The organism is Microcoleus sp. B6-A1 (assembly GCF_036705085.1).
Classification (GTDB): Bacteria; Cyanobacteriota; Cyanobacteriia; order Cyanobacteriales; family Microcoleaceae; genus Microcoleus.
In genome coordinates, this window is the sequence record NZ_JAUBTU010000009.1 from 98,722 (window position 1) to 123,203 (window position 24,482).

General features: G+C 45.5%; 22 protein-coding genes and 1 tRNA gene. 13 read left to right on the forward strand and 10 right to left on the reverse strand.

All coding sequences use genetic code 11. From position 1 onward, the window contains the following. The first annotated feature begins 29 nt into the window (after nucleotides 1–29). Both sppA and aroH read left to right on the forward strand, forming a co-directional pair. On the forward strand, nucleotides 30–848 hold the full coding sequence (sppA, locus tag QUB11_RS05290; protein ID WP_333141974.1) for a signal peptide peptidase SppA: 819 nt from the start codon (nucleotides 30–32) through the stop codon (nucleotides 846–848). Between the two features lie 253 nt (nucleotides 849–1,101). Further along, nucleotides 1,102–1,527 (forward strand): chorismate mutase, encoded by a 426-nt coding sequence (gene aroH, locus QUB11_RS05295; protein WP_333205981.1) that lies wholly within the window; start codon nucleotides 1,102–1,104, stop codon nucleotides 1,525–1,527. Between the two features lie 569 nt (nucleotides 1,528–2,096). Here aroH and crtR read toward each other — a convergent pair. Next, nucleotides 2,097–2,984 carry a beta-carotene hydroxylase gene (crtR, locus tag QUB11_RS05300; RefSeq protein WP_333205982.1) on the reverse strand — a complete coding sequence of 296 codons (888 nt, stop codon included), beginning with the start codon at nucleotides 2,982–2,984 and terminating at the stop codon, nucleotides 2,097–2,099. 581 nt (nucleotides 2,985–3,565) lie between these two features. On the opposite strand from crtR, the gene pyk reads away from it, so the two are divergent. Together pyk and QUB11_RS05310 are read left to right on the forward strand one after the other, a co-directional pair. Next, nucleotides 3,566–5,353, forward strand: coding sequence for a pyruvate kinase (gene pyk / locus QUB11_RS05305; protein WP_333205983.1), 1,788 nt, complete (start codon nucleotides 3,566–3,568; stop codon nucleotides 5,351–5,353). Nucleotides 5,354–5,447: 94 nt separating this feature from the next. After that, a tRNA-Thr gene (locus QUB11_RS05310) sits at nucleotides 5,448–5,519 on the forward strand. Nucleotides 5,520–5,885: 366 nt separating this feature from the next. Here QUB11_RS05310 and QUB11_RS05315 read toward each other — a convergent pair. The 7 genes from QUB11_RS05315 to QUB11_RS05345 all read right to left on the reverse strand — a co-directional run bounded on the left by QUB11_RS05315 (nucleotide 5,886) and on the right by QUB11_RS05345 (nucleotide 13,052). Continuing rightward, nucleotides 5,886–6,944, reverse strand: a complete 1,059-nt coding sequence (locus tag QUB11_RS05315) for a potassium channel protein (RefSeq protein WP_333205984.1) — start codon at nucleotides 6,942–6,944, stop codon at nucleotides 5,886–5,888. 125 nt (nucleotides 6,945–7,069) lie between these two features. Next, complete coding sequence (locus tag QUB11_RS05320; RefSeq protein ID WP_333205985.1) at nucleotides 7,070–9,883, reverse strand: AAA-like domain-containing protein; 2,814 nt, start codon at nucleotides 9,881–9,883, stop codon at nucleotides 7,070–7,072. A gap of 10 nt (nucleotides 9,884–9,893) precedes the next feature. Next, the gene (locus QUB11_RS05325; RefSeq protein ID WP_333389970.1) at nucleotides 9,894–10,421 is read right to left on the reverse strand and encodes a type IV pilin-like G/H family protein; all 528 of its coding nucleotides are present in this window, start codon (nucleotides 10,419–10,421) and stop codon (nucleotides 9,894–9,896) included. A gap of 101 nt (nucleotides 10,422–10,522) precedes the next feature. After that, nucleotides 10,523–11,062, reverse strand: coding sequence for a type IV pilin-like G/H family protein (locus QUB11_RS05330; protein WP_333205988.1), 540 nt, complete (start codon nucleotides 11,060–11,062; stop codon nucleotides 10,523–10,525). Nucleotides 11,063–11,169: 107 nt separating this feature from the next. After that, complete coding sequence (locus QUB11_RS05335) at nucleotides 11,170–11,691, reverse strand: type IV pilin-like G/H family protein (RefSeq protein ID WP_333205989.1); 522 nt, start codon at nucleotides 11,689–11,691, stop codon at nucleotides 11,170–11,172. 116 nt (nucleotides 11,692–11,807) lie between these two features. After that, a complete protein-coding gene (locus QUB11_RS05340; protein WP_333205990.1) occupies nucleotides 11,808–12,368 on the reverse strand; it encodes an SPFH domain-containing protein in 561 nt (186 codons plus the stop codon). 138 nt (nucleotides 12,369–12,506) lie between these two features. Further along, the gene (locus QUB11_RS05345) at nucleotides 12,507–13,052 is read right to left on the reverse strand and encodes an NfeD family protein (protein WP_333205991.1); all 546 of its coding nucleotides are present in this window, start codon (nucleotides 13,050–13,052) and stop codon (nucleotides 12,507–12,509) included. Between the two features lie 175 nt (nucleotides 13,053–13,227). Here QUB11_RS05345 and QUB11_RS05350 point away from each other — a divergent pair, with 175 nt between their 5' ends. From QUB11_RS05350 to QUB11_RS05375, 6 genes are all read left to right on the forward strand, one after another. Then, on the forward strand, nucleotides 13,228–15,000 hold the full coding sequence (locus QUB11_RS05350) for an AAA-like domain-containing protein (protein WP_333205992.1): 1,773 nt from the start codon (nucleotides 13,228–13,230) through the stop codon (nucleotides 14,998–15,000). A gap of 492 nt (nucleotides 15,001–15,492) precedes the next feature. Then, entirely contained in the window at nucleotides 15,493–16,128 is a 636-nt protein-coding gene (locus QUB11_RS05355) for a type IV pilin-like G/H family protein (protein ID WP_333205993.1), read from the forward strand. Nucleotides 16,129–16,151: 23 nt separating this feature from the next. Then, on the forward strand, nucleotides 16,152–16,922 hold the full coding sequence (locus QUB11_RS05360; protein WP_333205994.1) for a sterol desaturase family protein: 771 nt from the start codon (nucleotides 16,152–16,154) through the stop codon (nucleotides 16,920–16,922). Continuing rightward, a complete protein-coding gene (locus QUB11_RS05365; RefSeq protein ID WP_333205995.1) occupies nucleotides 16,912–17,526 on the forward strand; it encodes a rhodanese-like domain-containing protein in 615 nt (204 codons plus the stop codon). The genes QUB11_RS05360 and QUB11_RS05365 overlap by 11 nt, the downstream gene beginning before the upstream one ends. A gap of 174 nt (nucleotides 17,527–17,700) precedes the next feature. Continuing rightward, on the forward strand, nucleotides 17,701–18,801 hold the full coding sequence (locus QUB11_RS05370) for an iron-containing redox enzyme family protein (RefSeq protein WP_333205996.1): 1,101 nt from the start codon (nucleotides 17,701–17,703) through the stop codon (nucleotides 18,799–18,801). A 30-nt stretch (nucleotides 18,802–18,831) separates the two neighbouring features. Continuing rightward, nucleotides 18,832–19,083, forward strand: a complete 252-nt coding sequence (locus QUB11_RS05375; RefSeq protein WP_333205997.1) for a hypothetical protein — start codon at nucleotides 18,832–18,834, stop codon at nucleotides 19,081–19,083. On the opposite strand, the gene QUB11_RS05380 is transcribed toward QUB11_RS05375, so the two are convergent. Beyond that, a complete protein-coding gene (locus QUB11_RS05380; protein ID WP_333205998.1) occupies nucleotides 19,058–19,777 on the reverse strand; it encodes a methyltransferase in 720 nt (239 codons plus the stop codon). The genes QUB11_RS05375 and QUB11_RS05380 overlap by 26 nt on opposite strands. Nucleotides 19,778–20,027: 250 nt before the next feature. Between QUB11_RS05380 and QUB11_RS05385 the strand changes: the two genes are divergently transcribed. Continuing rightward, nucleotides 20,028–20,660: a hypothetical protein gene (locus QUB11_RS05385; RefSeq protein ID WP_333205999.1), complete on the forward strand. Its 633-nt coding sequence runs from the start codon at nucleotides 20,028–20,030 to the stop codon at nucleotides 20,658–20,660. A 226-nt stretch (nucleotides 20,661–20,886) separates the two neighbouring features. On the opposite strand, the gene QUB11_RS05390 is transcribed toward QUB11_RS05385, so the two are convergent. Continuing rightward, complete coding sequence (locus QUB11_RS05390; protein WP_333144661.1) at nucleotides 20,887–21,126, reverse strand: ChaB family protein; 240 nt, start codon at nucleotides 21,124–21,126, stop codon at nucleotides 20,887–20,889. 1,153 nt (nucleotides 21,127–22,279) lie between these two features. Here QUB11_RS05390 and QUB11_RS05395 point away from each other — a divergent pair. Together QUB11_RS05395 and QUB11_RS05400 are read left to right on the forward strand one after the other, a co-directional pair. After that, complete coding sequence (locus QUB11_RS05395) at nucleotides 22,280–23,212, forward strand: hypothetical protein (protein WP_333389972.1); 933 nt, start codon at nucleotides 22,280–22,282, stop codon at nucleotides 23,210–23,212. Nucleotides 23,213–23,283: 71 nt separating this feature from the next. Continuing rightward, nucleotides 23,284–24,114 (forward strand): DUF4142 domain-containing protein, encoded by an 831-nt coding sequence (locus tag QUB11_RS05400; RefSeq protein ID WP_333389973.1) that lies wholly within the window; start codon nucleotides 23,284–23,286, stop codon nucleotides 24,112–24,114. Nucleotides 24,115–24,482: the final 368 nt, after the last annotated feature.

The window sequence follows — 24,482 nt, forward strand, 5'->3', positions numbered from 1 at the left end:
CAAAATTTCACCTTGCCTGTACACTGCCCATGATTTGGCCATTCAAGCCCCGCTACCGCAAACAAATCGCCCGTATCGAAATCACCGGAGCCATTGCCGGAGAAACCCGTAAACGAGTCCTAGAAGCTCTCAAAACCGTTGAAGAACGAAAATTTCCCGCCTTGCTGCTGCGGATAGACAGCCCCGGCGGCACTGTCGGCGATTCCCAGGAAATTTACAGCGCACTCAAGCGTCTGCGCGAAAAAGTCAAAATTGTTGCCAGTTTTGGCAATATTTCAGCTTCTGGTGGAGTTTACATCGGCATGGGAGCCGAACATATCGTTGCCAATCCCGGTACAATTACTGGCAGCATTGGCGTGATTATCCGGGGCAACAATTTAGAACGGCTGTTAGAAAAAGTAGGCGTTTCTTTTCAGGTGATTAAATCGGGGCCGTATAAAGATATCTTGGCATTCGATCGAGAATTGACCGATCCGGAACAGCAAATTCTGCAAGACTTGATCGACACCAGCTACCAGCAATTCGTGGAAACCGTTGCCGAAGCCCGGAACTTGGCTGTTGAAAAAGTCAAAAGTTTTGCCGACGGTCGGGTTTTTACCGGTCAGCAAGCCTTAGAATTGGGTTTGGTCGATCGACTGGGAACAGAAGAGGACGCTCGCCGCCTTGCCGCCGAACTCGCAGGCCTAGACCCGGAAAAAACCGAGTCTTGCACCCTAGAAAAACAAAAACCTTTCCTAAATCGCGTCTTGGGGAGTAGTCTGGATATATCCGGGCTTTCAGCTTACAATAATTTGCTGGAATTCGAGCTTTCTACTAGCGGTTTGCCGCTGTGGATGTATCGCCCGTGATTAAATAAATTAGTCATTAGTCAGGAGTCAGTAGTCATTAGTTACTGCCTGGATGATTGGGCGATTCAAATCTGTTGACCTCAAACTCCAATGTGGCGCTTTGCCCGTCATAAGCGCTTCGCGCTGGCTTCGCCTAGGAGTTCGAGCTCAAACTACACAAACGAAGTCCACTCAAGCGGGGACTGAGAAATAAAGTGGGTATTTAAGCCTAATTTAGTATGACTAATAACTAATGACTAATGACTAATGACTAATGACTAATAACAAAAATATGGAGGAAATTTGCGTGGAGTGGCAAGTGCGGGGGATTCGTGGGGCAACAACTGCTAGCGAGAATTCGGTGGCAGCAATTCGAGAAGCGGTGAAAGAATTATTAGATGAATTAGAAGCAAAAAATGATATAAATCCAGATTTAATTATTAGTGCTACGTTTTCTGCTACTCGCGATTTAGATGCTGTGTTTCCGGCCGCGATCGCCCGCGAACGTCCACACTGGTGTAATGTTCCTTTGTTGGATGTCCAGCAAATGCACGTTGAGGGTGCTTTGGAACGCTGCATTCGGTTTTTAATTCACGTCAATTGGCCGGCACATACTGAAATTTATCATCCTTATTTGCGGGGAGCTCAAAATTTGCGCCCCGATAGGAATTTAGCGGTGGCGGTGGCTGGGGAAAAATAATAGATTCACCGAAAAACGAGCCCGGCGTGCCCCTGGCTTTAGACACGGGGAGGAAGTCGGCTGCGGTTTCAACCGCCTTCAATATTTCTTTACACAAGCGATTGAAAGGTTGTATTAGAATTAAATTGCAAGTAAGAACAACCATCTACGTGAAGAAGTGTTTTATTAAGGAGAAACCCCGCTCGTTATCTCGTCTCGGCATGACCGTAGCCTGGGTAAACAAGTAATGGTGAACATGGAGCGTACCTATCTGGCGTTGTGATGGACTCCGAAAGTAAAACAAAAGTAAGCGCAATTGCAATACCCTTTGTACTGGTAGTTGTTTTGAGCGTATAGAGGTGCTTTGATAACGCCTTTGAGAGTTTTCGGATTCATTCAAGAATCCCCAGGGCTTCAGCCCTGGGGAGTATCAATTTGGGCTTGATTTAAAAGTTAACTCACCATTACAGGTGGGTTTATTTTTTACGACGGGACTTGATACAGGACAAAACCTGCCCTGGGGATATATGCTTAAAAGCTTTTATTAGAAAAAAAACCCGGTTTCTTTGAGAAGCCGGGTTTTTTGTCAATCAGACGCTTTTTTTGTGATGCAGCCTAATCCCTAAAAAGATGTCATATATAAAACTCCAAAAGTCCTTTTTCCCTTCCAATATTCCCAAAGTTTGAGGAGAACCTTTCTCATCCAACAGCGGCTTGACAGCCTCATAAGCAGGCTTGTAATTGTACCAAGGAATGGAAGGCCACAAGTGATGAATCAGATGATAATTCTGCCCCAAAATCAAGATATTTAGAATAGGACTAGGATATACTCTGGCATTTTTCCAACGATCGCGCTCGTGAAACGGACGGTGCGGCAAATAATCAAAAAATAACCCCAAGGCCAACCCCACCACCAAAGCAGGAGAAAACCAAAAATTCAGCACGTAACCTAAATGGTCGTACTGAATGGCAATATACACCACCGCTACGACAAACAAACGGCTGAGAAACCATTCCAATAATTCGTATTTCCGCCACAGTTTGCGCTTAAAAAAGAAAATCTCGTGGTAAAAAAACCTCGCAGCAATCAACCACAAAGGCCCGCCGGTCGAAACATAATGGTCTGGATCGTTATCTGGGTCATTAACGTGGGCGTGATGCTGCATATGTACCCGCGTAAACACCGGGAAAGCAAAACCCAACATCAGCGCGCTACCGTGTCCCAAAATAGCATTGATCGTGCGATCGCGATGGGCCGCATTGTGAGACGCATCGTGAATCACAGTTCCAGCCATGTGCAAAGCCAACACGTTCAGCGTAAAACAGCACCACTGCGGCCATCCCCAACACCAGAAACCCAAGTTAGAAATCACGATAATCACTACTGCACTCAAAAACAGCAGCAGTGTCGGATTGAAGTCACCGGGAGGACTCAGAAACTCTTTCGGCACTGTCAGCGGCCGTCCTGCCTCCGACATCTTTGTTAAGACTCCTTAATATTTCACACTTGCGTAGTATAAGATACAAGCCTGACAATAGTAAAGTTTTATGAAAGAACAGAGTTCGATGGCCAAAAACTAGCCTCTGCACGAGAGCATCTCAATGAAAGCCGCCCTCCGCTAGAAATTCGAGTTAGGAGTCAGGAGTCAGGAGCCAGGAGAAAAGAGGAAGAAGGAAGAAGGAAGAAGGAAGGAGCCAGAAGAAGTGTTTTTACAAATATGAGATGCTCCCCTCTGCACAAACAGGAAAGTATTGCTGTTGTACAAGGATACCAGTCCTAGATTAGCCAAAAGAGCTCAGCAGACCAAATAAAATCAATGGGTATGTCTGTATTTATGTCAAGCCTGAGAGCGGAAAAATTTGCAAAAAAGAGCGCTCCCCAAGAAAAAATTACCGATCGGTAAAAAGTCAGATATTCTATATATTGTTCAATACCTGCTTTTTTGACGACTATCAAAATTTTTAAGACTTGAGACTAGCGTCATTGCTTGTAGTGCAAAGATGAAACGTTAGCCGAAATTTAAACAAGAAATCCACCTGCCTCCCCAGAACACCGCTGATGCAATTGCCAAAAGCCCTACGCCGGACTAAAATCGTCGCCACCATTGGCCCAGCAACTTCTGACCCACAAGTGCTGCGCCAGCTTATAGAAGCAGGTGCCACAACTTTGCGACTCAACTTTTCCCACGGAACAGAAGAAGACCACCAGCGCAGCATTCGCTTAATCCGGCAAACATCCTTTGAACTCAACCAGCCGGTTGCCATCCTCCAAGACCTCCAAGGCCCGAAAATTCGTTTAGGGCGCTTTGAGACAGGCTCTATAGTTGTCAAAAACGGCGATCCTTTCATTCTCACCAGCCGCCAAGTTCCCGGCACCGAGCTCATTTCTTCCGTCACCTACGACCCCCTAGCAGACGAAGTTCCAGAGGGATCAGTGATTCTGCTTGACGACGGGAAAGTGGAAATGCTGGTGGAAAAAGTAGACCGCGCGGCGCGGGAATTGTACTGCCGCGTCGTAGTCGGCGGGCCGCTTTCCAACAACAAAGGCGTGAATTTTCCGGGAGTTTACCTGTCAATTAAAGCGCTGACTGATAAAGACCGCAAAGATTTAATGTTCGGCCTCGACCAAGGTGTCGATTGGGTGGCCCTGAGCTTTGTGCGGAATCCCCAAGATGTGCTCGAAATTAAAGAGCTGATTGCCAGTGCGGGCAAGCAAGTACCGGTGATTGCTAAGATCGAAAAGCACGAGGCGATCGAACAAATGGAGGAAATTCTCACCCTTTGCAACGGCGTGATGGTCGCCCGCGGCGATTTGGGAGTGGAACTACCCGCCGAAGACGTGCCGATTTTGCAAAAGCGCCTGATTGCTACCTCCAACCGCCTGGGCATTCCGGTAATTACCGCTACCCAGATGCTCGACAGCATGGTCAACAATCCCCGTCCCACCCGCGCCGAGATTTCCGACGTGGCAAACGCGATTCTTGACGGAACTGATGCAGTGATGCTCTCGAATGAAACTGCTGTCGGCAAGTTCCCCGTCGAAGCGGTGGCGACGATGGCGAGAATTGCGGTGCGGATGGAGAGAGAAGGAATTAAGCGGAATATTAGGAATGTAGAAGATATTGGTCGATCGATCCCCAACGGCATCAGCCAAGCAGTCAGTCAAATCTCCGAACAATTGAACGCGGCGGCGATCATGACGCTGACCAAAACCGGCGCCACAGCCCGAAATGTCTCGAAGTTCCGACCGAAAACTCCGATTTTGGCAGTTACTCCTCACGTAGACGTAGCCCGACAACTGCAATTAGTATGGGGAGTAAAACCCTTGCTGGTGCTGGATTTGCCCTCCACTGGCCAGACATTTCACTCTGCCATGACAGTCGCCCAGGAAAAAGAGTTAGTGTGCGACGGAGATTTAGTGGTGATGACCGCCGGTACTCTGCAAGGGGTTGCCGGATCGACGGATTTGATCAAAGTTGAAGTAGTGACAGCAGTTCTAGGCAAAGGCACCGGTGTCGGTTTGGGATCGGTGAGTGGCATGGCCAGGGTTGCTCGCACTGCTGCGGATGTAGGCAATTTCCACCCTGGAGAAATTTTGGTAGTGGAACACACAAGCGTCGCTTTTGTGGAGATGATTCGGAAAGCCGCAGGTGTGGTGACGGAGGAGGACAGTTTGACTTCTCATGCCGCGATTATCGGTTTGCGCTTGGGCGTGCCGGTGATGGTGGGCGTGAAGAATGCCACGCGGGTAATTCGGGACGGAACGATGTTGACGCTGGATATGCAGCGGGGTTTAGTTTATTCCGGGGCCAGAGGCGGCTCAACTGACACGGAAGTGACCGTTTAACTGTTGGTGAGCTAGGAGTTGTGGAATTTTGAATTAAATTCTACGACTCCTTGCTTTTTTCGCTATAGTTGTGCTATAATCCAAAATTGTCTGTGCCGATGTAGCTCAGGGGTAGAGTATTCGATTCGTAATCGAACGGTCGTGGGTTCAAATCCCACCATCGGCTTTGGGTTTCAGCGATTTTTTGTCTATGCTTTAGTCTATGACTGAGCTCAAACTGTGATCAAAAGGCAGTTTAACTGCTCCAAAATGCTCTCGGCAAAGTAGCCGAGAGCATTTTTGTTTGCCCTAAATCCTTGTGTAGTGGAGATTGTGAATTTTTTAAATTCATATCGTTTCCGGTTGCATCGGAATAATAAAATCGAGTCAACATTTAACACTCAACCATTGAGTTTTTCGACCCAGAGTCAACAGTCAACAGTCAACAGTCAACAGTCAACAGTCAACAGTCAACAGTCAACAGTCAATATTTTTTCTGGGAAGCATTGATCGAGAGAAGACTTGCATTCCTGACTAGAAACCTGACATCGTATTACTTTGGGGGCCGGGGGAGGCGAAAACTCAGGGGACTGAGGATTTGATTGAGAGTTCGCAGTTGTTCAGCAGTGCCCAAACAAATCAGCATATCTCCTCCTTCGATCGCAGTTTCTCCGGTAGGCCCGACAATCAAAGTCCCGCCAGCGCGCCGCACTGCTAAAACCAAGGCCCCCGATTGCGATCGCAACTTGGCATTTCTCAAAGTTTCCCCAACGTAGACACAAGTATTGGGATCGACCAAAAATTCTTCCATGTAAAAAGAACTATCGGTACCCGTCAAAACACCATCTAAAAAATCCATAACTTGAGGCCGCAAGGCCGCCGCAGCCATGCGTTTTCCCCCGGTAATGTAGGGGGATACAACGGCATCGGCGCCGCCCCGCTGCAACTTCTTTACGGCTTCTTCTGTGGTCGCACGAGCGATCGCCCGTACCTTCGGATTCAGAGTTTTCGCCGACATGACAGTGTATAAATTCTCGGCATCCGAAGGCAAAGCTGCTACTATGCAAATTGCGCGATCGATCCCCACACTCAGCAAAATTTCGTCCAAAGTCGCGTCTCCTTGGACAGCCGTGTACCCCAGCGTCAAAGCTGCCTCAACCGAATGTACTGCCGAATCTATCACCACAAAAGAGATGTTTTCGGCCTGAAATTCCAAGGCAATTTGGCGGCCAGTGCGCCCAAAACCGCAGAGAATGTAATGCCCGATCAAAGAATCTACCAATCGTCGCTGCTGCCTAATTCTTGCTCCTTCTTGAAAATATCCTTCAATCAGCGCTTCTGTAAAGCGGTTGACGATGAAACCAATCACAATCACGCCCATCAAAATCAGCCATATGGTAAACATTCGCCCGCGTTGACCGAGGGGCTGAAGTTCACCGTAGCCGACAGTTGCTAAGGTAATTACTGTCATGTAAGCGGCATCTAGCAAAGACCATCTTTCCACTTGCCAATACCAGAGAGTACCCGTGCAAAAAATGCCGCCAAGGGCGAGGACTCCGTTTCTTAAGTCTTTTTGCAGGCGCTGATACTTTTGCTCTAAAGTTGAATACACCGATCTGGCTGACCTATTACCTATTAGCTGCTACCAAATTAAACCATATCAGCCCTAGACGCAGGGGCGGTCAAAAAGCCAGTTTATGCCTAGATACTTTGCTACCAAACTCAACATTTTGACTTTTAACCCGGTTTTTTTTGCGTGAGTTCCGACTGAGTTCCAATCCCGTCGCAGAGGTGGCGATTGCTTTGATTTGCGATCGGATTTGTCTGAAAATAATTGCGGGCTCCCTCGCAACCCTGCAGCAACAAATCGTCAAGATTAAAATTCCACAGCATCACCGTACCGTCAGCACTAGCACTAGCGATCGCTTTGCCGTCTGGACTAAAACTCGCACTCCAAACAGCATCCTTGTTACCTTTTAAAGTTTTGAGCAATGTACCGTCAATGTTCCACACCCTCACCATTTTGTCTGTGCTTGCAGATAGCAACATTTGACTGTCGGGACTAAAGCTGATATTTGTCAATCCACTTGTATGCTTGAAAATACTTAGCGGTGTGCCGTCTTTGCTCCAAATTCTCGCAGTTCCCCCAGCACTTGCAGTCGCCAGCATTGCTCCGTTTGGACTGAAAGCTATACTCATAATTTTATCACTTTCCATTTGTAAAGTTCGGAGCAATTTGATATCGGTGCTGGCTTCGATTGACTGCTGTTTTTGCAACTTGTCCGCAACGTTTCTCAAACTCCAAAGTTTAACAGTGCCATCATTACCAGCCGCAGCAATTATCTGACCGTCTGGGCTAAAAGTCGCGCTGGTTATCCAACCTCGCTCCACTTGAAAAGTTGACAATTCTTCACCGCTGATTTTCCAGAGTTTAACAGTTCCATCGGCACTGGCAGAAGCAATAATATTACCATCTGGGTTCAAAGAGACGCTTGTTATTTGAGCGCTATGTCCTTTTAAATTGTGGATCAATTTGCCATTTTTTTGCCAAATCTTGAGTGTTTTATCGTCGCTTGCTGAGACAACTATCTGACCGCTAGGACTGAAAATTGCCATCCTAACTTTATCAGTATGCCCTGTCAAAGTTGCTTGCAAAGTGCCATTATTTTGCCAAATTTTGATATAATTATCATCGGTAGCAGTCACAATTGTTTGACTGTCGGGACTGAAACTCGCGAAAGCAAGGGTACTGGCTTGACTCTGCAAGCGGCGGCGTTCCCGAAAGTTGTAAACGGCCTGTTCGAGGGCGATCGCCACTCGCATCTGAATATCTGAACTCACTCCGAGCGATCCTTTCATTTCTGTAACAGCTCTAATGCTTTCTAGCAAAGCTTCCTCTTTTTTATCGGCCGCCAAGAGCGTTTCTGATAGTAGACTGAGAGTGAGAATTTTGTTGTTTCTTTCTTCGATTGATGGTTTAATCCAAAAGGCTGCTATCAGAATTAATATCAGTATTCCTGCTGCTCCTGTAAGTGTCTGCACTCTCAGTTGGTGCTCGCGCCAAAGTTTAACTGCAATCAATTTTTTCTGCTTTTGTGCTTCGCTTAGTTCCTCTAGTAACTTTTTTTCGCGGCGCAGTTGTTCAATTTCCGTTTGAGTTTGTTTTTCGCGATCGCGCAATTTGGCAAATTCCGCTTCTTGACTCGCACCTAAAAATTGATAATCTTGGGTGCTCAAGCTTTTATTTGCCGCCCACTGTCGAGCATCTTCCAGTGCTTGACCGCGCAACAAGCGAGATTCGTCTTGACAATTTGTAGCTATCCATGCTGTTAGGGATTCAGCATAGGGGCGCAAGTCGCAGAGCGCTTTTTCTACCCAGTCATGGCTGAATATAGCTGCGTAAATGCGGTTGGATACGGTTAATTTTCCGGCTCGTTTTACTACTAATCCGCTCAGCCGCAATTCTGTTTGTTCGGGAGTATCATCCGCCCATATTCCCCCTACCAGGGCGGGCACGGGGGCACCGCCCCTACAATCGGGGGGTTCTGAAAGTGGCAATATTTTTTGATATAGTCCTAATAACCTACTGGCGCGGTGCGGACTTCTCAGAAGGCGATCGCGAATTGTTTTGATGTGTACCGGTTCATCGGATGACTCCCAATTATCAATAATATGAGATTGCACTATATCGCTAATTAATAATTGATTTGTAGTAAAATTTTCCGTTCTGCTTTCATCGGTTGAATCTGATATAATAGAAGCAGAAGCTAAGCTTTTTACATGGTGCAAAATCAGCTTGCAAAGCTTTTGAGTCAGAAATGGCTGCCCTCCAGTCCAGTCCAAAATCTCTTTTAAAACCTCTTGAGGATTGTCTACTTTTCCCTCAAAACCCTTTGCTAAAGGCAGAGCTTCCTGTAACTTAAAACCGTGCAATTCAATAGGTAAACCGATATTAAAGGGCGTGCGAGTTGCATCGCTAATTAAATCCGATGGCGTAGCTACTCCCAGCAAAGCAAATGTAATGCGCTGGTATTCTGAATTGTGAGCGCGTTTATTGTAGCAACATCTAATTAATGCAAAGAAATCGTCTAGCGGTTCTTGGAAACTCAGAACGCTATCAATTTCATCAATAAAAATGACCAGGTTTTGAGAAATTTTGACCAGCAGCAATTCTTCAATTAACTCTCCTAAGCGCTGCACCGGCGACATCAACTCTCTCTCCCGCCACCAAGCCATAAACTCGACTGGGTTAAACAGGTTGAAACTGCACAAGAGTTTGTAAGCGACGCCGCCGTACCACTTATCTAGAGAGACTTGCTGGTTGCCAATGTCCGAAAGGTCGATCGTAGCACAGGCAATGCCATCAGCCGAGAGCTTTTGTACAGTTCGCACTAGCAAACTGGATTTGCCCATTTGTCGGGAATTGAGCACGTAACAAAACTCTCCGGCTTTGAGAGCTTGATAAAGTTCTGAGTCAGCTTGTCGCACTACATAAGTAGGTGCATTTTGCGGGAGACTGCCGCCGATTTGATATTGGTAATCGACTGTCATGATCTAGCCTCTAGTGATAACTTTGTCTCAGTTCTATGGTGCCTGTAGCACAAGCAATTTTACCATTTTGATAAGTTGGTTCTGGTGGTTTAATTGTACCAGCAGAATCAGCTCGGCACAATATAGATGTGGTTGTTATTGGATTTTTAGAAGAATATGACTCAACTTTTGTAGCAGGAATTACAAAGACTCCCCCGACATAGCTTTTAAGGTCTTTTTGCTTTGAAACTCCATAATTAAATGTTGCTTTTTTTGTTGTATGGTGGGAATATTTGTAATTTTCTGTCTCGGTTTTAATAATGCGAATTTTTAAAGCCTTAACAGAAGTGCTAAAAACACTTTTTTCGGCAAAATACGCTTGCTGACGTTTGTTGATTAAGCTAATATAATCTTTGGGCTCCGATTGCTTGTTGATCCTAAGCTTAGCCTGAAAGGATGGCAGAGCTACCGAAGCTAATACTCCAATCAACATTAAAAACACTAAGTATCCACCAACATTCGATGCCAGGCTAGCTAATTTAGAACTTTGTTGACTCATAGTTTTGTATCCTCCCTGTTTGTAGTAAAGAATTTAGTCAGGTAAATCTCAATTAAAAGCCGATTTAATCTTGTAATCGACTGTCATTATATTGCGTATAGTTAGTTTGGTGAGACCATTGGTCTTGTGCCTTTACCGCAAGCAGTTTTACCATTTTCATAGGTGGGTTCCGCTGGTTGAATGCTACCGGGAAAATCAGCTTCGCAGAATATAAACGTTGTAGTTATTTCCTCTTTAGTAGCATTGGGAACAAAGTTTTTTTGCGGAACAATAAAAACACCGCCGACATAACTTTTTAAGTCGTTTTCCTTGGCTACTGCATAATTAAATGCTGCTTTCTTAGTGGCACGAATTGAATACTTGAAATGTGTTGTCTCTGTTTGAATGCCCATTCCCAAAGCCTTAACAGAACTGGAAAAAGCATTTTTTTCTGCAAAATAGGCTTGCTGACCTCGGTTCACTGAGCTAACATACTCTTGCGCTTGAAATGTCATATACGATGTCATATACTTATCATGCGCGCTATCACCTAGAAATGATGGCAGAGCGATCGCGCTAATTACTGCCATGCCCATTAAAAGCAATAAGCATCCGCAACCGTTAGGTGAAATGCTAGCTGATTTAGAATCTTGTTGGCTCATAGTTTTGTATCCTCCCTGTTTGTAGTAAAGACTTTAGTTCGGTAAATCTCAATTGAATGCCGATTTGATATTGGTAATCGACTGTCATTATATTGCGTATAGTTAGATTATCTGGTCACTTGTCTTGTGCCTTGCCCACAAGCAAGTTTACCATTTTCATAGGTGGGCTCCGCTGGTTTAATTGGACCGAGAGAATCAGCTTGGCAGAATATGGATATTGTTGTTATTTTTCCATCTTTAGCAGCATTTGGTTCAACTTTTTTAACAGGAAGTAGAAAGACACCGCCGACATAACTCTTAAGTTGTGGTTGCTTGGAGACTCCATAATTAAAAGCAGTTTGCTTTGTGGCGCGAACTGAATACTTGTAATTTTTTGTCTCCGTTTTGATCCCAATTTCCAAAGCATTAACAGAAGTGGCAAAAGCACTTTTTTCAGCAAAGTGAGCTTGCTGCGCCTTGTTCATTGAGCTAACATACTGTTTTGCTTCCGACTGCTTGCTTCTATTGGTATTAGTGAGATAAAATGGCAGAGCTATCCCATTCATTACTCCAATACCGATTATAAGTGATAAGCATCCGCAACCGCGATAAGCTGCATTGCGAACAATTGATTCTTGATTTCTAGTCATGGTGTTGTCTCCTTAAATGGTATATACAATGCGAATTAAAGTCGGCGAGGCAGAGCCTCTGGATCTGCGTTACCAGGCAGAGCCTGGTAACGAGGAAAAGGAGGAAATACTAATCTCTAAGCTCGCAGCTTTTGTACTTCTTTCCGGTCAATGGATGTGGGCTGAATCACTTTACTGCCGATCGCAAAATCGCGCAATTCCACTCTCGTAAACTTCACACCCCAAGGATCTGTCGTTGTATCCAACTCCTCGACTAAAGCATTATTAATCTCATGTCGAGCCGTGTAGAGTTCCTCAACAGATAATTTAGCAAGGTGAGTCCGAATTGAAAGAATCAGCATATTTAACATCGCTTCCTTGAGATTCTGCACTTTGTAGGAAGCTTTTTCTAAGTCAATGATTCGCCAGTACACAATAAAATCAACGGTGACGGAAACGCGATCGCGCGTTGTGCATTCTTGCGGTGGCAATTTTAAAATTTGCTCGCGCAGAGTTTGTTTATAAGCCACTGTTTCGACGAAGGGAATCAAAAAAGTCAAACCCGGTTCGAGTTTCTTGCGATCGTACTTTCCGAAAATTTCAACTAAAGCCTCATCTCCTTGACGGACGATTTTGACACTGCTGGCTAAGGATACTCCGGTGATGGCAAGCAATACCGTCAAAAAATAGTGATACATAGTGAATCTCCTGGTAAATAGTTGACAGTTGATAGTTGACAGTTGACAGTTGGTAGTGATTTATTAGTCTCTTAGAGAGGGACTTTGTTTGGCAAGAAGCGATTTCTATCGCCGAGTCATAAAAGAGCTAACTGAGATTTAGCTGTTGATGTGAATTAATCTGTCAGGTACAACAATCAGCGTGTTTCCTTCGCGGCGCAAAACATAAACTTTTTGTCGGGGTGCGATCGCCCCTTGGGAATCTTCATTGCGGGCTTTCCACGAAGCCCCTTCATAAATCACCATTCCGGTTTCTCCGGGGAAAATTTCGGAGATAGTTGTCGCTTCCGTGGCTTCGGGAATGACAAACTTTTTGCGAACAATAAAAATCGGTCTAATCCAGATGCTCAGCGCGAGGGCTATCCCCATCCAGTAGAAGATTTGCCAGTCAAAATCTTCATACATTATGTTCGCCCAACTAAACTCAAATGCTACAGAACCTCTCCACAAAATAAATGATTCAATTACAGCCGAAGCTCCCATCATTAGCAGGTAAAATCTGTATTTTTGGGGCTGAGTTTTGATGATTAATAGCTCCATCGCACTAAGCACAACTCCGAGCAGTAACCAGAATAGGGGCGGGGTGAAGGCGAAACCTGGTTGATTAGTGGCTGACGCCAGCGACCAAATTAGGATAGAATACACAATGCTTTTACCTCGTTTTGATGGGATTCAACCTTGTTATTTCTAATCTAATCAGGTGGCTATTTGAGTTGGCGACTGAGTTATTTGAAAATTCATCGACTTTTCATCGACTTTTCATCGACTTTAGGGGCGGTTGGCATTTATGATGGTTTCAGTGTTTTGATTGTGATAAGCAATGCCACGATCGCTAAGGGTGCGCGAAGAGTGCATTCGCGCAGTTAAATCCTGTCTCCTGAGAAATGGCTTCCCCAGTCAGAAAATCCTGGCTGAGGATTTAGGGATGGCCCAATCTACAGTCAGCCATTTTCTGAATGGCAAACCTGTGGATTATGCCAATTTCATCGAAATTTGTCGCGGATTGGGGCAGGAATGGCGCGATATAGCCGATTTTGAGGCGAATTCAGAGCCAGAGGAGGTACTGCTGGAGAGGGCAAAAGTGGCGATCGCCCGTTGGCGAAGCCCTCGAAGAGGATCGACCTCACACAATACGCTTTCCCAGCAGTTACACCAAGCTTTGAGTGCGGGAGGCCACGAAGTCTTTTTTATTAACAACAGCAGCGACTCCGCCTCATATTTAAAGCGTTGCGATTATTTGCTGTTGCTGATTTCCGAAGAATCGGCCGCTAGCGAAATGATATTGGAACAAGTGCAGCTAGCCAAGGAATTGCACAATCTAACTGCTCATAAACCCGCAATTTTACCGATTTTATTTGAATTAAATACACCGCTTTCTTTTGATTTACTGAGCTATTTAGCAGGAATTCAGCCCTGGCTGTGGCGCGGTGTTGGCGACTCATTTAAGTTAATATCACAAATTTTAACCATTATCAAAGAAGGTCGCAAATCGTTAACTGCCGACCATGAATTGGCTGTAGAATGGAAAGTAATTACTAGCACCAAACAGTCAATAATTCAACCCCTGCCAGCAGCGCCGCCAGAATTGCCGGGAGGACAAGTTGAACTCACTTCTTGTTTTTATATCGATCGCCCTCCGATCGAATCCCGCTGTTACGAGACGATCGCCCAACCGGGAGCCCTGATCCGTATAAAAGCACCCAGACAAATGGGAAAAACTTCCTTGATGGCGAGGATTTTGCATCATGCAGAACAGCAAGGTTCTCGCACAGTAGCGCTGAGTTTTCAGCTAGCCAATAGGAAAATATTCGCTAATTCAGATACATTTTTGCAGTGGTTTTGTGCTAGCATCGGTCAAGAGTTAGGAATGCTGGAGCAGTTGCCCAAGTGTTGGGAATTAGCCGATTTGATTGGCAGCAATCAGTGCTGCAAGGCTTATTTTGAACAGTATTTGCTTTCAGAATCCTCAAAACCTCTGACGTTAGGCTTGGATGAGAGCGATCGCCTGTTTGAATCACCGGAAATTGCCGATGACTTTTTTGGGTTATTGCGAGCTTTACACGAAGAAGCAAAACGGCGAGATATTTGGAAAAAGTTTCGTTTGATTGTGGTGCATTCGACAGAAGTTTATATCCCGCTGGATGTGAATAAATCGCCGTTTAATGTGGGTTTACCGATTGAATTGCCAGAGTTTAATTCCCAGCAAATGCAAGATTTAGCAAAGCGGCACGGATTGAATTGGAGTGGGAATGAAGTTGCAGAATTGATGGGGTTAGTGGGCGGAAATCCTTATTTAGTGCGGCTAGGAATGTATCATATTTCGCGTCAAGATGTGACTTTAGATCGGTTAGTGAAAGAATCTGCAACTGAAGCGGGAATTTACAGCGATCATTTGCGGCGACATTTATGGAATTTAGAGAAATATTCGGAATTAATGGAGGCGATGAGAGAGATTGTTAGTGTTCCGCAGCCAGTTAGATTGAGGTCAGAATTGGGGTTTAAGTTAAATAGTATGGGGTTGGTGAAATTGGATGGAAATCATTGCATTCCGAGATGTCGGTTGTATCAGGAGTATTTTGGCGATCGGCTATAAGCCCAGAGAAACCGGGTTTCTGAGGAAAAATCTCAGGTTGATTGCCAAGTCTTGGCCAGAAACCCGGTTTCTAACCCTGGGATAACGCCAGAGAAACCGGGTTTCTGAGGAAAAATCTCAGGTTGATTGCCCAGTTTTGGCCAGAAACCCGGTTTCTGTCACAGGTGTGTGTTGCGTAAGTCCCAGAAAAGTCGATGAGAAGTCGATTAAAACTCACTCAAGTTCTCAAATAGCCACGTGATTTAATAAAAATAGAGTAGAAGCAAGGCGCAGTAGGCGAGGTTTGCACAAGCCCCACCGCACTCAATGGACTAGATGAAAACGACGCTAAAAATAACTTGCTTATTTTTCTTGGCATCGACTGTTAGATTAGGCGATATTAGACAAGCTACGCGTGCACTCGCTGTTTGACTCTAGAATCCCCATGTGTTTACGCTGGGGAGTATGTCAATCACTTGAAAACTACTCTGCTAACACATTTGGACAACTACCATGCAGCTTAAAAAAAATCCTCAACTCGATGCACTCAACAAACAAGCAGTATCGAGAACAACCATGCAGCTTAAGACAAACCCTCAACTCGATGCACTCGATAAAAAAGCGGAATCTTCAGAAAAAAACATTCTCCCTGACAAAAAACGTAAATCATGGGTAGGAACTTTACTGAGAATCACTTTTATTTACTTTCCTCTGGGCAGCATAATAGTTGGTGCGATCGCCCTCCCTTCTGTTGTCGGTTGTGGTGGCAAGGCGAAGCTATCAGAAGCTAAACAATATGTTAGCGCAATGAACAAAGGTCAACAAGCAATATACGCCGAGGATGGCGCATTTTCCAATTCCGTTAATGCCCTAGGCCTCGGCATTAAAACTCAGACAACCAACTATAACTATTCAACCATATCTACCAAAAATTCTGCGTTTAGTTATGCTGTAGCCCGCAGCAATAATCTTCGTAGCTATGTCGGGGCTGTATTTTTAGTACCTGTTTCCCAAGCAGCTAACAAAGGGAAGACTACTGTATCCATTCTGTGTGGAGCAAATTCTCCTGGAAATACCCAACCGTCTGCTCCTATCCTTCAGAATGGTAATCCTGTCTGCGCTGCTGGTAGTAGCGACGTGCTTAAGTAAATATCGACATTAATGAGAATCTCATGTTACCTGAACTTGTCAAAGGCTTCGTCGTCTTAGCTTGCATCTTCATTCCCCTCGAAAGAATCTTTTCCTTGCACAAGCAAAAGATATTTCGTTTCGGATGGGAAACCGATGCCACATATTTTTTTACAGGTCACTTTATTGGTAGATTAGGCGCTATTGTTGTGACTGTAATTTTGTCGCTGATGACTAATTTACTCAACCCGGAATTGCAAAGCAAAGTAGCCTCTCAACCTGTCTGGTTGCAGTTGGCAGAAGCAGTTATAGTTTCAGATATGGCATATTATATCGCTCACAGACTACTGCATGAAGTACCCTGGCTTTGGCAATTCCATGCAGTCCATCACAGCATTGAACATATGGACTGGTTAGCAGCAGTGCGGGTGCATCCCTGCGAGCAACTGTTTACTCAGATTTGTAAAATTATGCCTCTTTACTGCTTGGGATTTACCAAGGAGAGTTTGGTGGTTTATGCTCTTTATTCGGCCGCGATCGCTTTCTTAATTCATTCTAATATTAAATTAAAATTTGGCATCCTAAAATGGTTCGTAGCAACCCCACAATTTCATCACTGGCATCACAGTAAAATTCCCGGAATAAACAACAAAAATTTTGCTGTTCAGTTGCCACTGTTAGATTTGCTATTTGGCACTATCTATATGCCAGCAAAAAAAATGCCTCATAAATATGGAATCTCTGATTCTATACCTGCTGGATATGTCGGACAAATTTTCTATCCATTTTCAAGGATGATGAAAAATGCTAGATGAAAATGCAAAACCAGGTATTAATCGCTATTCTCGCTTTTTGCTGGCAATTATGGGTTTTGGCTTGACGAGTGTTGCTTCTCTGAGTGCAGTTGCCCTATTTCATCACATGGATATCCTAACTTTTATCGCCAGTTTAAATACGAAACAAGTAAGTGTTGCCCAATTGCAGCAGGGTAAGTTGAAACCAGTGATTTTGATCGATGTGCGATCGCCCGAAGAATACGCCGAAGATCGCATCGATGAAAGTCCGCTGGTTCCCCTAACTGATATTGAGTTAGGGTTCGGTGTCAAGCAGGTGCAATCCATTGTCAAAGCAAGGGTTAAATCCGATCGACCTCAGCCGATAATTGTACTTTATTGTGCCAGAGGAGGGCGATCTGTTAAAGCATACAAACAGTTGGAAAAAATCGCTCGGTATTCCCAAGAATCTGGAGGAAATGAGACTAATAAGATTAAGGATATTAGCCTGAATGTTGTTGTCCTTTCAGGCGGTATCAAAGCGTGGCGGGAAGCAGTGCCGGCTGCAAAAGATGCCCAGATATTAGCTCCAATTACTTTGCGGAGTTTGATAAAGTCTCCCTCAGTCACCCTGCTTTCGGAATGAATCGGGGCCGTTGTGACCAAATTGATTTCTATCAAATCTCTATCAATGGAAGGGTGTATACGGCTGACAGATTCGCTATCTTGAAAGTAATTAGCCAGAATCCTCAGCAATCTGCAACGGTTGGCTGTTTGGGCAGGCAGCACAATAATCAAAGTCATAACATAAGTTGATTCCATGCAAAACACGGCAGATTTACTCCCCAAAATAGACTCGCCGAGTCTTCCCAAAAAGCAACCCCCACCCCCAAATTACGAAGCAGCCGATCGACAATTTGTCAATTTGCTAGAAGTCGAGGATTTAGACAAGACGGTGGCGGCAAAACCGTTACTTGTCAGCGATTTTGAAAGCGCGATCGCCTATGCAATTCAAGCAGCTTATCAACAGGAACCGGGCGATGAGGCCGCTCACCGCTTCTTGCAGCGCGTACTTTACCGCATCAACCGCCTCAACTTGTTTTGGTACGATGATTTGCGCCGCTACAATAATGAGCGATCGCACTATTTGCGTTCTGTGCGCGATCGCATTGAGGAACCTTGGCAGCAGTGGGACATCGCGCAAATCGACGTTGCAGCGCTGCAAAAATTGCCGGATGTCAAGCAAGCCCTGCGCGATCGCGCGGCCGCCGATGTCGATCCTCCGCTAACTGAGATCGATCGCTATTTGCGCGAACACATGACTGAAGAGGGATACAAACACCTGCTGGCGATCGCCTCCTTCGACGGTTTAGTGGAAGCCAGCCGTGTTTCTCGCATCATCGGCGGTGCCGGCAACGAAATTCAGTGTACCCTTACGCGAGTGCTGATCGAAGAATACGGTGGCGGTCGCCTCCCCCGCAAGCATTCGACCTTTTTTGCTCAAATGCTGGCTGAATTCGATATGAGTACGGAACCGGAAGCGTACTTCGATTTAGTGCCTTGGGAAGTGCTCGCAAGCATTAATCACAACTTTCTGCTGACGGAACGCAAGCGCCATTTTCTGCGCTACAACGGCGGACTCACTTATTTTGAGGTGGCGGGGCCCGTCGCTTACCGCAATTATCTAGCCGCCGCCCAGCGTTTGGGCCTCTCGCAGGCTGCGATGGGTTATTGGGAACTGCACATCAAAGAAGATGAGCGTCACGGCCGCTGGATGTTGGATGAAGTGGCGATCCCGCTGGTTGATAGATACCCGCAGGAGGCTTGGGAGCTGGTGTTGGGGTACGATCAGGAGAAGTCGATCGGCGATCGGGCTGGGGCTGCTGTAGTGCGATCGATCCAAGCTGCAGAACACAATTAACAGCTATATCCTAGGGTACGTCAGAGACTGATGCACCCTAGATATTGCAACGTTCTCAATAATCCTTTTAGGAACAGGCAAGATGCCTGTTCCACAAGAAATACACTCTTTGTGGAACAGGCATCTTGCCTGTTGCTGACAATGGTAGAACAGGCAAGATGCCTGTTCCACAAGAAATACAATCTTTGTGGAACAGGCATCTTGCCTGTTGCTGACAATGGTGGAACAGGCATCTTGCACCTACCAGCGCTGTATTTTAAAATGCTGTCATTAACTGAATGAGCTCGATCGACAAATCTCTTTGCGACTTTTGGTGCTTCTTAAACAAAACTCCAGCCAGCAGATAGATGTTTTCCGAATAAAAAGCCATTCCCTGTTCTCTGAGACTGGCGATCGCGCTTTTCACCTTGGGTTCCGAACTATAATAGCCAAAAGTTAAAGGTGCAATTTCAAAATTCGCAACCGAGTAGCCTCGATCCAAGGCATAATCGATCAAACCCACAGGATTAGAATAGCTAGAAACCATCAGCAAAACTTCGTCACTGCCCAGAGATAAAAGTTTCTTAGCAATTGTCGAACCATCGCTCCCGCCGTGCAACAGCGGCTGGTAAATATTATCATCCACCGCCGGCAAGTAAGGCGGATTTGAGATGACACAATCCGCCGACTCGTATAAAGGCGAATCAAAAAAAGAGCAATTGTTGACGGTGTATTTTTCGCTCACTTGATATTCTTTAATTTGAGACTGAGCAATTTTCCAAGCTACATTATTTAGCTCAAATCCCTGTATTTTCCCATCAAAATCACTTCTCAGCAAAGACTTAATAACTGGACTTCCCTCTCCTGAACCAAACTCTACGATAAGTCGAGAATTGTCACTAGCATTTAACACTAAACTTTCCAAGCAGTGCGCGTAAAAATCCGATTCTTCCGGGCAGTGGAATACCTGTTTCAGAGGATGGGATGAAGTGAGCATAAATTCTGTAACAAAGTTTACTTTCTTTTTAAAGTATCGAATAAGTAATATTCCAGCCATCTGTCGCAAGAGCTATTTTATCAACTTGTGCAATCTATCTATTCCAGTTTTACCGGGTGCGAGCGAATAACTATTACTGCAGGCAGATTATCAAATTAACTAGATTAATCCGATTGACAGATTGCAATTAGAGCGATTGCTGGTGAGATAGTACCTAAGCAAATAATTGTAAATCTTAATAGTGTCAGATATGACCTTTTTTAATTATTCAGTTCCCCCTCTGCGCCGGAAACAGCTTAACATCGAGCTTCAGGATTTAGAAGGGCTTTGGCAGGTTCAGTTTCCCCTTGGCAAAGCTCGATTTTATTCACAATTTTATACTTGTCTCGATCGTACTTGCTTGCTGTGGAGCTTGCTGTTAATACCCATTTTCGGCACAGCACAATTTTTTTCGGTGAGTTGGATGCTGCAAGCAGGTTTGTGGTCAGTCCTCAGCCTCGTAGGTACAGCAGCAATGGTAAGCATGACATACTCTTGGGTCAAAATAGAACGCCTGATTTGGGTGCTTTACGGTTGGGTAATACTGATGTTATTAGGATTGCTGCTGACCGATTTAGCAATTTTTCTCAGTTGGGGGAAAGTGTTGGCGAATCTCTGTCCCCTGTGGTTGGGAATGAGCGGAATAGGGTATTTGGGGACGGGATTTGCAGTGCGATCGCGCGCGCTTTTAGCAGCAAGTTTATTTCACCTGTTGGGGATTTTGATTTTGCCTTACACGGGCGGTTGGTCTTTCCTATTTACGGGAGCCGTAATGGTATTTAGCTTGCTCGTTTTAGCCGAATTGCAATGGGATATGCGCCAGCCTATTAACAGGCTCGATTAACTTGTGTACCACCGCGATTCCAACAGCTATCAACGTCAAGCATTAACCACAAGTGATGAGTAGATTGCTAATGACTCATGATATCATGCCCGCTAGAATAACGTCACTACAATTGGTTGGTAGTGAGAATTCTTCGTTCTCCAAATCAAAATTTGAGGAATGAAGGCCTCACTACACAGCGGATAGGGGTTATGTTAGCGGACACGATATTACTAATGCCTGATAACTAATTGCCACCAGACTGTACAGATTTGCGGGTTTGGTTAGTATCGTCGCCCTTGTGATGCCACGTACCACCTTCTTGAACATATTCAGATTTTACACTGTTCCAAGCAACGCTAGTAGCACCATCTGCGCTCATTCCATCTTCGCTAGCGCTCTTAAAAGCCGCCTGAAAAATTTGTTTAGCTCCTTGGGGGAGTTCTTGTGCTTCCGAAGGTAAGGTGTCAAATTGTTGTTCTGGCATAATGACCTCTAATTATTAAACACAAAGTAAATCTTATATACTAGAAGCCACTACTTTCCTCTCTCTAAAAGCAAGTTTTCAACCGCATTTTTCTCATTCCTAGGACAGATGTAATATTAAATTTATTCTGAGCGGCTAAGGCCATTGACTTGCCGTTGCAGGTTCAGCCGTATTTGGGTAATTTATTTTATGAAACAGCCATTAATCTGAGATCGGCTTTTTCACTTGCAAATTTAGAAAAAGCGATGAACATTACATAGCCAATTCGGGCAATAATTCGATACAGCATACTTGATGTCTGCTTGTGAAATGTGTTATGGAATAAGCGCTATCTGGCATAGTTTTGGCTTTACTATAGGAGAGTTTAGCCGATCGCACTCACAAGCAATTCTGACGACTGCGCCGCCGCTGGTTAATTTAATCTCGCGCGGGCCAGACTCGGATAGCCCTCAGTTCGCCTTACTGTTTTAGGCTAGTCAAAATCCAGTCCAAAGCCTTGCTGTTTCGGGGTTGTAGGTGTTCTGGCGACTCAGAGCGAGCGATCTGGCGTTTTGAGATAATTTAGTTTCGGGGAAAGTTTGAACGGTATTCTGCCAGTGCCCAAATTGCCAGCAGCAAGTTAAGGAAAAATAGCGATCAAAAAATTTTTAAACTAACTCATCTGGCGGAGTGCTAAGCCAAAATTGATGGTGATAAAATCAATAATTTCTGGCTCAAAGCACCTGCTGCCGGGGAAAATTTATAGGAAGAAGCGGCCGCTTGTCTCAGAAACCGGGTTGATGCTTATATGTCTCGTTACTCAACCCAAAATTTTTCATATCAACCCGCTTTTTATCCCCCGTACACAAATTTTTATAGAGCTAGTCTGCCGCTCAATCAAATTTCATCCACCACCTGAAATAAAAAGCCATTTTGTCAAATATTCCTAAAGATGAATGGCGAAGTTGAAGCATAAGTAATAGCTTATAAACTGTTAACGTAGCGGTGTAATTAATCAGGGAAAAATCATCGAGGGAACGGGACTAAATTTGCCCCCTTACCTTCATTATTCCGCAGCAAAGGTTATAAAATTTGCACGTTACGCTGTCAAGTTGACCCGGCGGTTTTGGCATCACAAGCGATCGCAGCACTCTATGCAAAAGCAAGCATTACCATGAAATCTTCTAAATTGTTGAAAGTTGTTTTAGCAAGCGCTTGTACTTTAGGTTTAGCAACGGTTTCCTTAGCAGTGCCTGCTTCAGCCCAGTCGGGCGGTACGGGCGGCGGTGCTGGCGGCGGTACAAGCGGTACAAGCGGTACGACTGGTACGGGTACGGGCACAAGCGGTACGGGCACAAGCGGTACGACTGGCACAAGCGGTACAACTGATACCACAGGCGCCGGTACAAGCGGTACGACTGGTACGGGTACGGGTACAAGCGGTACGGGCACAAGCGGTACGGGCACAAGCGGTACAAGCGGTACAACGGGTACGACTGGCACCGATACAACGGGTACAACGGGTACAACGGGTACAAGCGGTACAACGGGTACAAGCGGTACAACGGGTACAAGCGGTACAACGGGTACAACGGGTACAAGCGGTACAACGGGTACAAGCGGTACAACGGGTACAACGGGTACAAGCGGTACAACTGGTACAAGCGGTACGAGTGGCACAAGCGGTACAACGGGCACAAGCGGTACAACGGGTACGAGTGGCACCGGTACAAGCGGTACAACCGATACGACTGGCACCGGCACAAGCGGTACAACGGGTACGAGTGGCACCGGTACAAGCGGTACAACCGATACGACTGGCACCGGTACAAGCGGTACAACCGATACGACTGGCACCGGTACAAGCGGTACAACGGGTACGAGTGGCACCGGTACAAGCGGTACAACTGGTACGACTGGCACGGGTACAACGGGTACAACTGGTACAACCGGTACAACCGGTACCACATCGACGCCGGCTGATACTAATTCTGGAGTTTTGAGTGCTCGGCGCGATAGCCCCAACAATTTCGGGTGGCTGGGTGCCTTGGGCGCGTTTGGTTTGATCAACTTGTTTCGGAAAGGCAGTACACCCTCCCATCGGTAGTTTCTGGCGATTCCCTACGGGATAGTTTCGCTTCACATACTTTTGAAAACAACTTAGAGGCTTAGAAATTCATGACTTCACTCAATCGCAAAAATTTGTTCAAAAAATTGGTAACAGTTGCCGGAATTGCCGGCGTTAGTTCCTTGATAGCTGTGCCGGGATTCGCAGAATTAAACCGCCAGACTCACGGCTTCAACCAGTCGGGCGATCGAGTTTTTGAGCTTGCTGATAACGACTTAAACGATCCTAATTCTCCGGGACCTCCTGTTACAGATCAAAACAACAACAACAATCCTGGCGGTTCTCCCAACACTCCAACTACTCCCACTAACAACACTCCCGGTCGTTCTCCAAATACCCCCACCAACAACACTCCCGGCCGTTCTCCAAATACCCCCATCAACAACACTCCCGGTCGTTCTCCCAACACTCCCACAGGTGGCGAAACCTCGCCTAATTCTCTCAGCAGCCGAGACAGAACCTTTGTCATGCAAGCAGGTCAACTTAGTATGATGGAAGTAGAGCTCGGCAGATTGGCAGTGCAGCGCGGTTCTAGTGCTGGCGTGAAACAGTACGGGCAAGAAATGGTTGAGGAACACACTCAAGCAAATAAAGAATTGATGCAGTTAGTAATGCAAAAGCAGGTTGAATTGCCAACGGAGATGAGTACCCAGAACACCGCTTTGATGGAGCGACTTTCGGGACTCTCTGGTACAAGTTTTGACAGGGCTTACAAGCAGGCTATGATCGAGAGCCACAATCAGGCTATTGCTTTGTTTCAGGCACAATCTCAACAGGGACAAGATCCCGACTTGAAGGCTTGGGCCACCCAGAAGCTGCCGAACCTTCAAGCGCACTTGCAAATGGTTAACCAAATGTTGGCAGATACCAGCCAGCCATAATATTAGGTAGATGAGGTAGAGTCCGATCGCCTAAAACGCGATCGCACTCTACCTTTTGTGTTCGGAGAGGGAACAGCAATAAATTCTTTTAAACCCTATAATTTTTGAGAACAATGGAAGATTTTCTCCGCAACTTGTTGGGCAGCAATATTACCGTGACGTGGCTGTTCTTAATCGTAGGTTTTTGCTGGCTTGCTTACATACCCGGTCGCCTGAGAAATTAAAAATTATCAATTAAAAGTTCAAAATTAACTAGCTAGGCGCAAATAAACCTTACCGTTGAACAGACTAAGGATCGCGAATTAAATAACTTACAATTTTAATTGTTATTGTGGGATGGGCGTCCCGCCCGTCCTTTTTGGACGGGC

Excerpts from the sequence above, each read along its gene's own strand:
- QUB11_RS05335 (WP_333205989.1), bottom strand. The coding sequence starts at position 11,691 with ATGACTAGAAATCAAGAATCAATTGTTCGCAATGCAGCTTATCGCGGT.
- QUB11_RS05395 (WP_333389972.1), top strand. The coding sequence starts at position 22,280 with ATGAAATCTTCTAAATTGTTGAAAGTTGTTTTAGCAAGCGCTTGTACT.
- sppA (WP_333141974.1), top strand. The coding sequence starts at position 30 with ATGATTTGGCCATTCAAGCCCCGCTACCGCAAACAAATCGCCCGTATC.
- crtR (WP_333205982.1), bottom strand. The coding sequence starts at position 2,984 with ATGTCGGAGGCAGGACGGCCGCTGACAGTGCCGAAAGAGTTTCTGAGT.
- QUB11_RS05355 (WP_333205993.1), top strand. The coding sequence starts at position 15,493 with ATGCAGCTTAAAAAAAATCCTCAACTCGATGCACTCAACAAACAAGCA.
- QUB11_RS05340 (WP_333205990.1), bottom strand. The coding sequence starts at position 12,368 with ATGTATCACTATTTTTTGACGGTATTGCTTGCCATCACCGGAGTATCC.
- QUB11_RS05350 (WP_333205992.1), top strand. The coding sequence starts at position 13,228 with ATGCCACGATCGCTAAGGGTGCGCGAAGAGTGCATTCGCGCAGTTAAA.
- QUB11_RS05360 (WP_333205994.1), top strand. The coding sequence starts at position 16,152 with ATGTTACCTGAACTTGTCAAAGGCTTCGTCGTCTTAGCTTGCATCTTC.
- pyk (WP_333205983.1), top strand. The coding sequence starts at position 3,566 with ATGCAATTGCCAAAAGCCCTACGCCGGACTAAAATCGTCGCCACCATT.
- aroH (WP_333205981.1), top strand. The coding sequence starts at position 1,102 with ATGACTAATAACAAAAATATGGAGGAAATTTGCGTGGAGTGGCAAGTG.
- QUB11_RS05365 (WP_333205995.1), top strand. The coding sequence starts at position 16,912 with ATGCTAGATGAAAATGCAAAACCAGGTATTAATCGCTATTCTCGCTTT.
- QUB11_RS05400 (WP_333389973.1), top strand. The coding sequence starts at position 23,284 with ATGACTTCACTCAATCGCAAAAATTTGTTCAAAAAATTGGTAACAGTT.
- QUB11_RS05385 (WP_333205999.1), top strand. The coding sequence starts at position 20,028 with ATGACCTTTTTTAATTATTCAGTTCCCCCTCTGCGCCGGAAACAGCTT.
- QUB11_RS05390 (WP_333144661.1), bottom strand. The coding sequence starts at position 21,126 with ATGCCAGAACAACAATTTGACACCTTACCTTCGGAAGCACAAGAACTC.
- QUB11_RS05330 (WP_333205988.1), bottom strand. The coding sequence starts at position 11,062 with ATGAGCCAACAAGATTCTAAATCAGCTAGCATTTCACCTAACGGTTGC.
- QUB11_RS05320 (WP_333205985.1), bottom strand. The coding sequence starts at position 9,883 with ATGACAGTCGATTACCAATATCAAATCGGCGGCAGTCTCCCGCAAAAT.
- QUB11_RS05325 (WP_333389970.1), bottom strand. The coding sequence starts at position 10,421 with ATGAGTCAACAAAGTTCTAAATTAGCTAGCCTGGCATCGAATGTTGGT.
- QUB11_RS05380 (WP_333205998.1), bottom strand. The coding sequence starts at position 19,777 with ATGCTCACTTCATCCCATCCTCTGAAACAGGTATTCCACTGCCCGGAA.
- QUB11_RS05375 (WP_333205997.1), top strand. The coding sequence starts at position 18,832 with ATGCACCCTAGATATTGCAACGTTCTCAATAATCCTTTTAGGAACAGG.
- QUB11_RS05370 (WP_333205996.1), top strand. The coding sequence starts at position 17,701 with ATGCAAAACACGGCAGATTTACTCCCCAAAATAGACTCGCCGAGTCTT.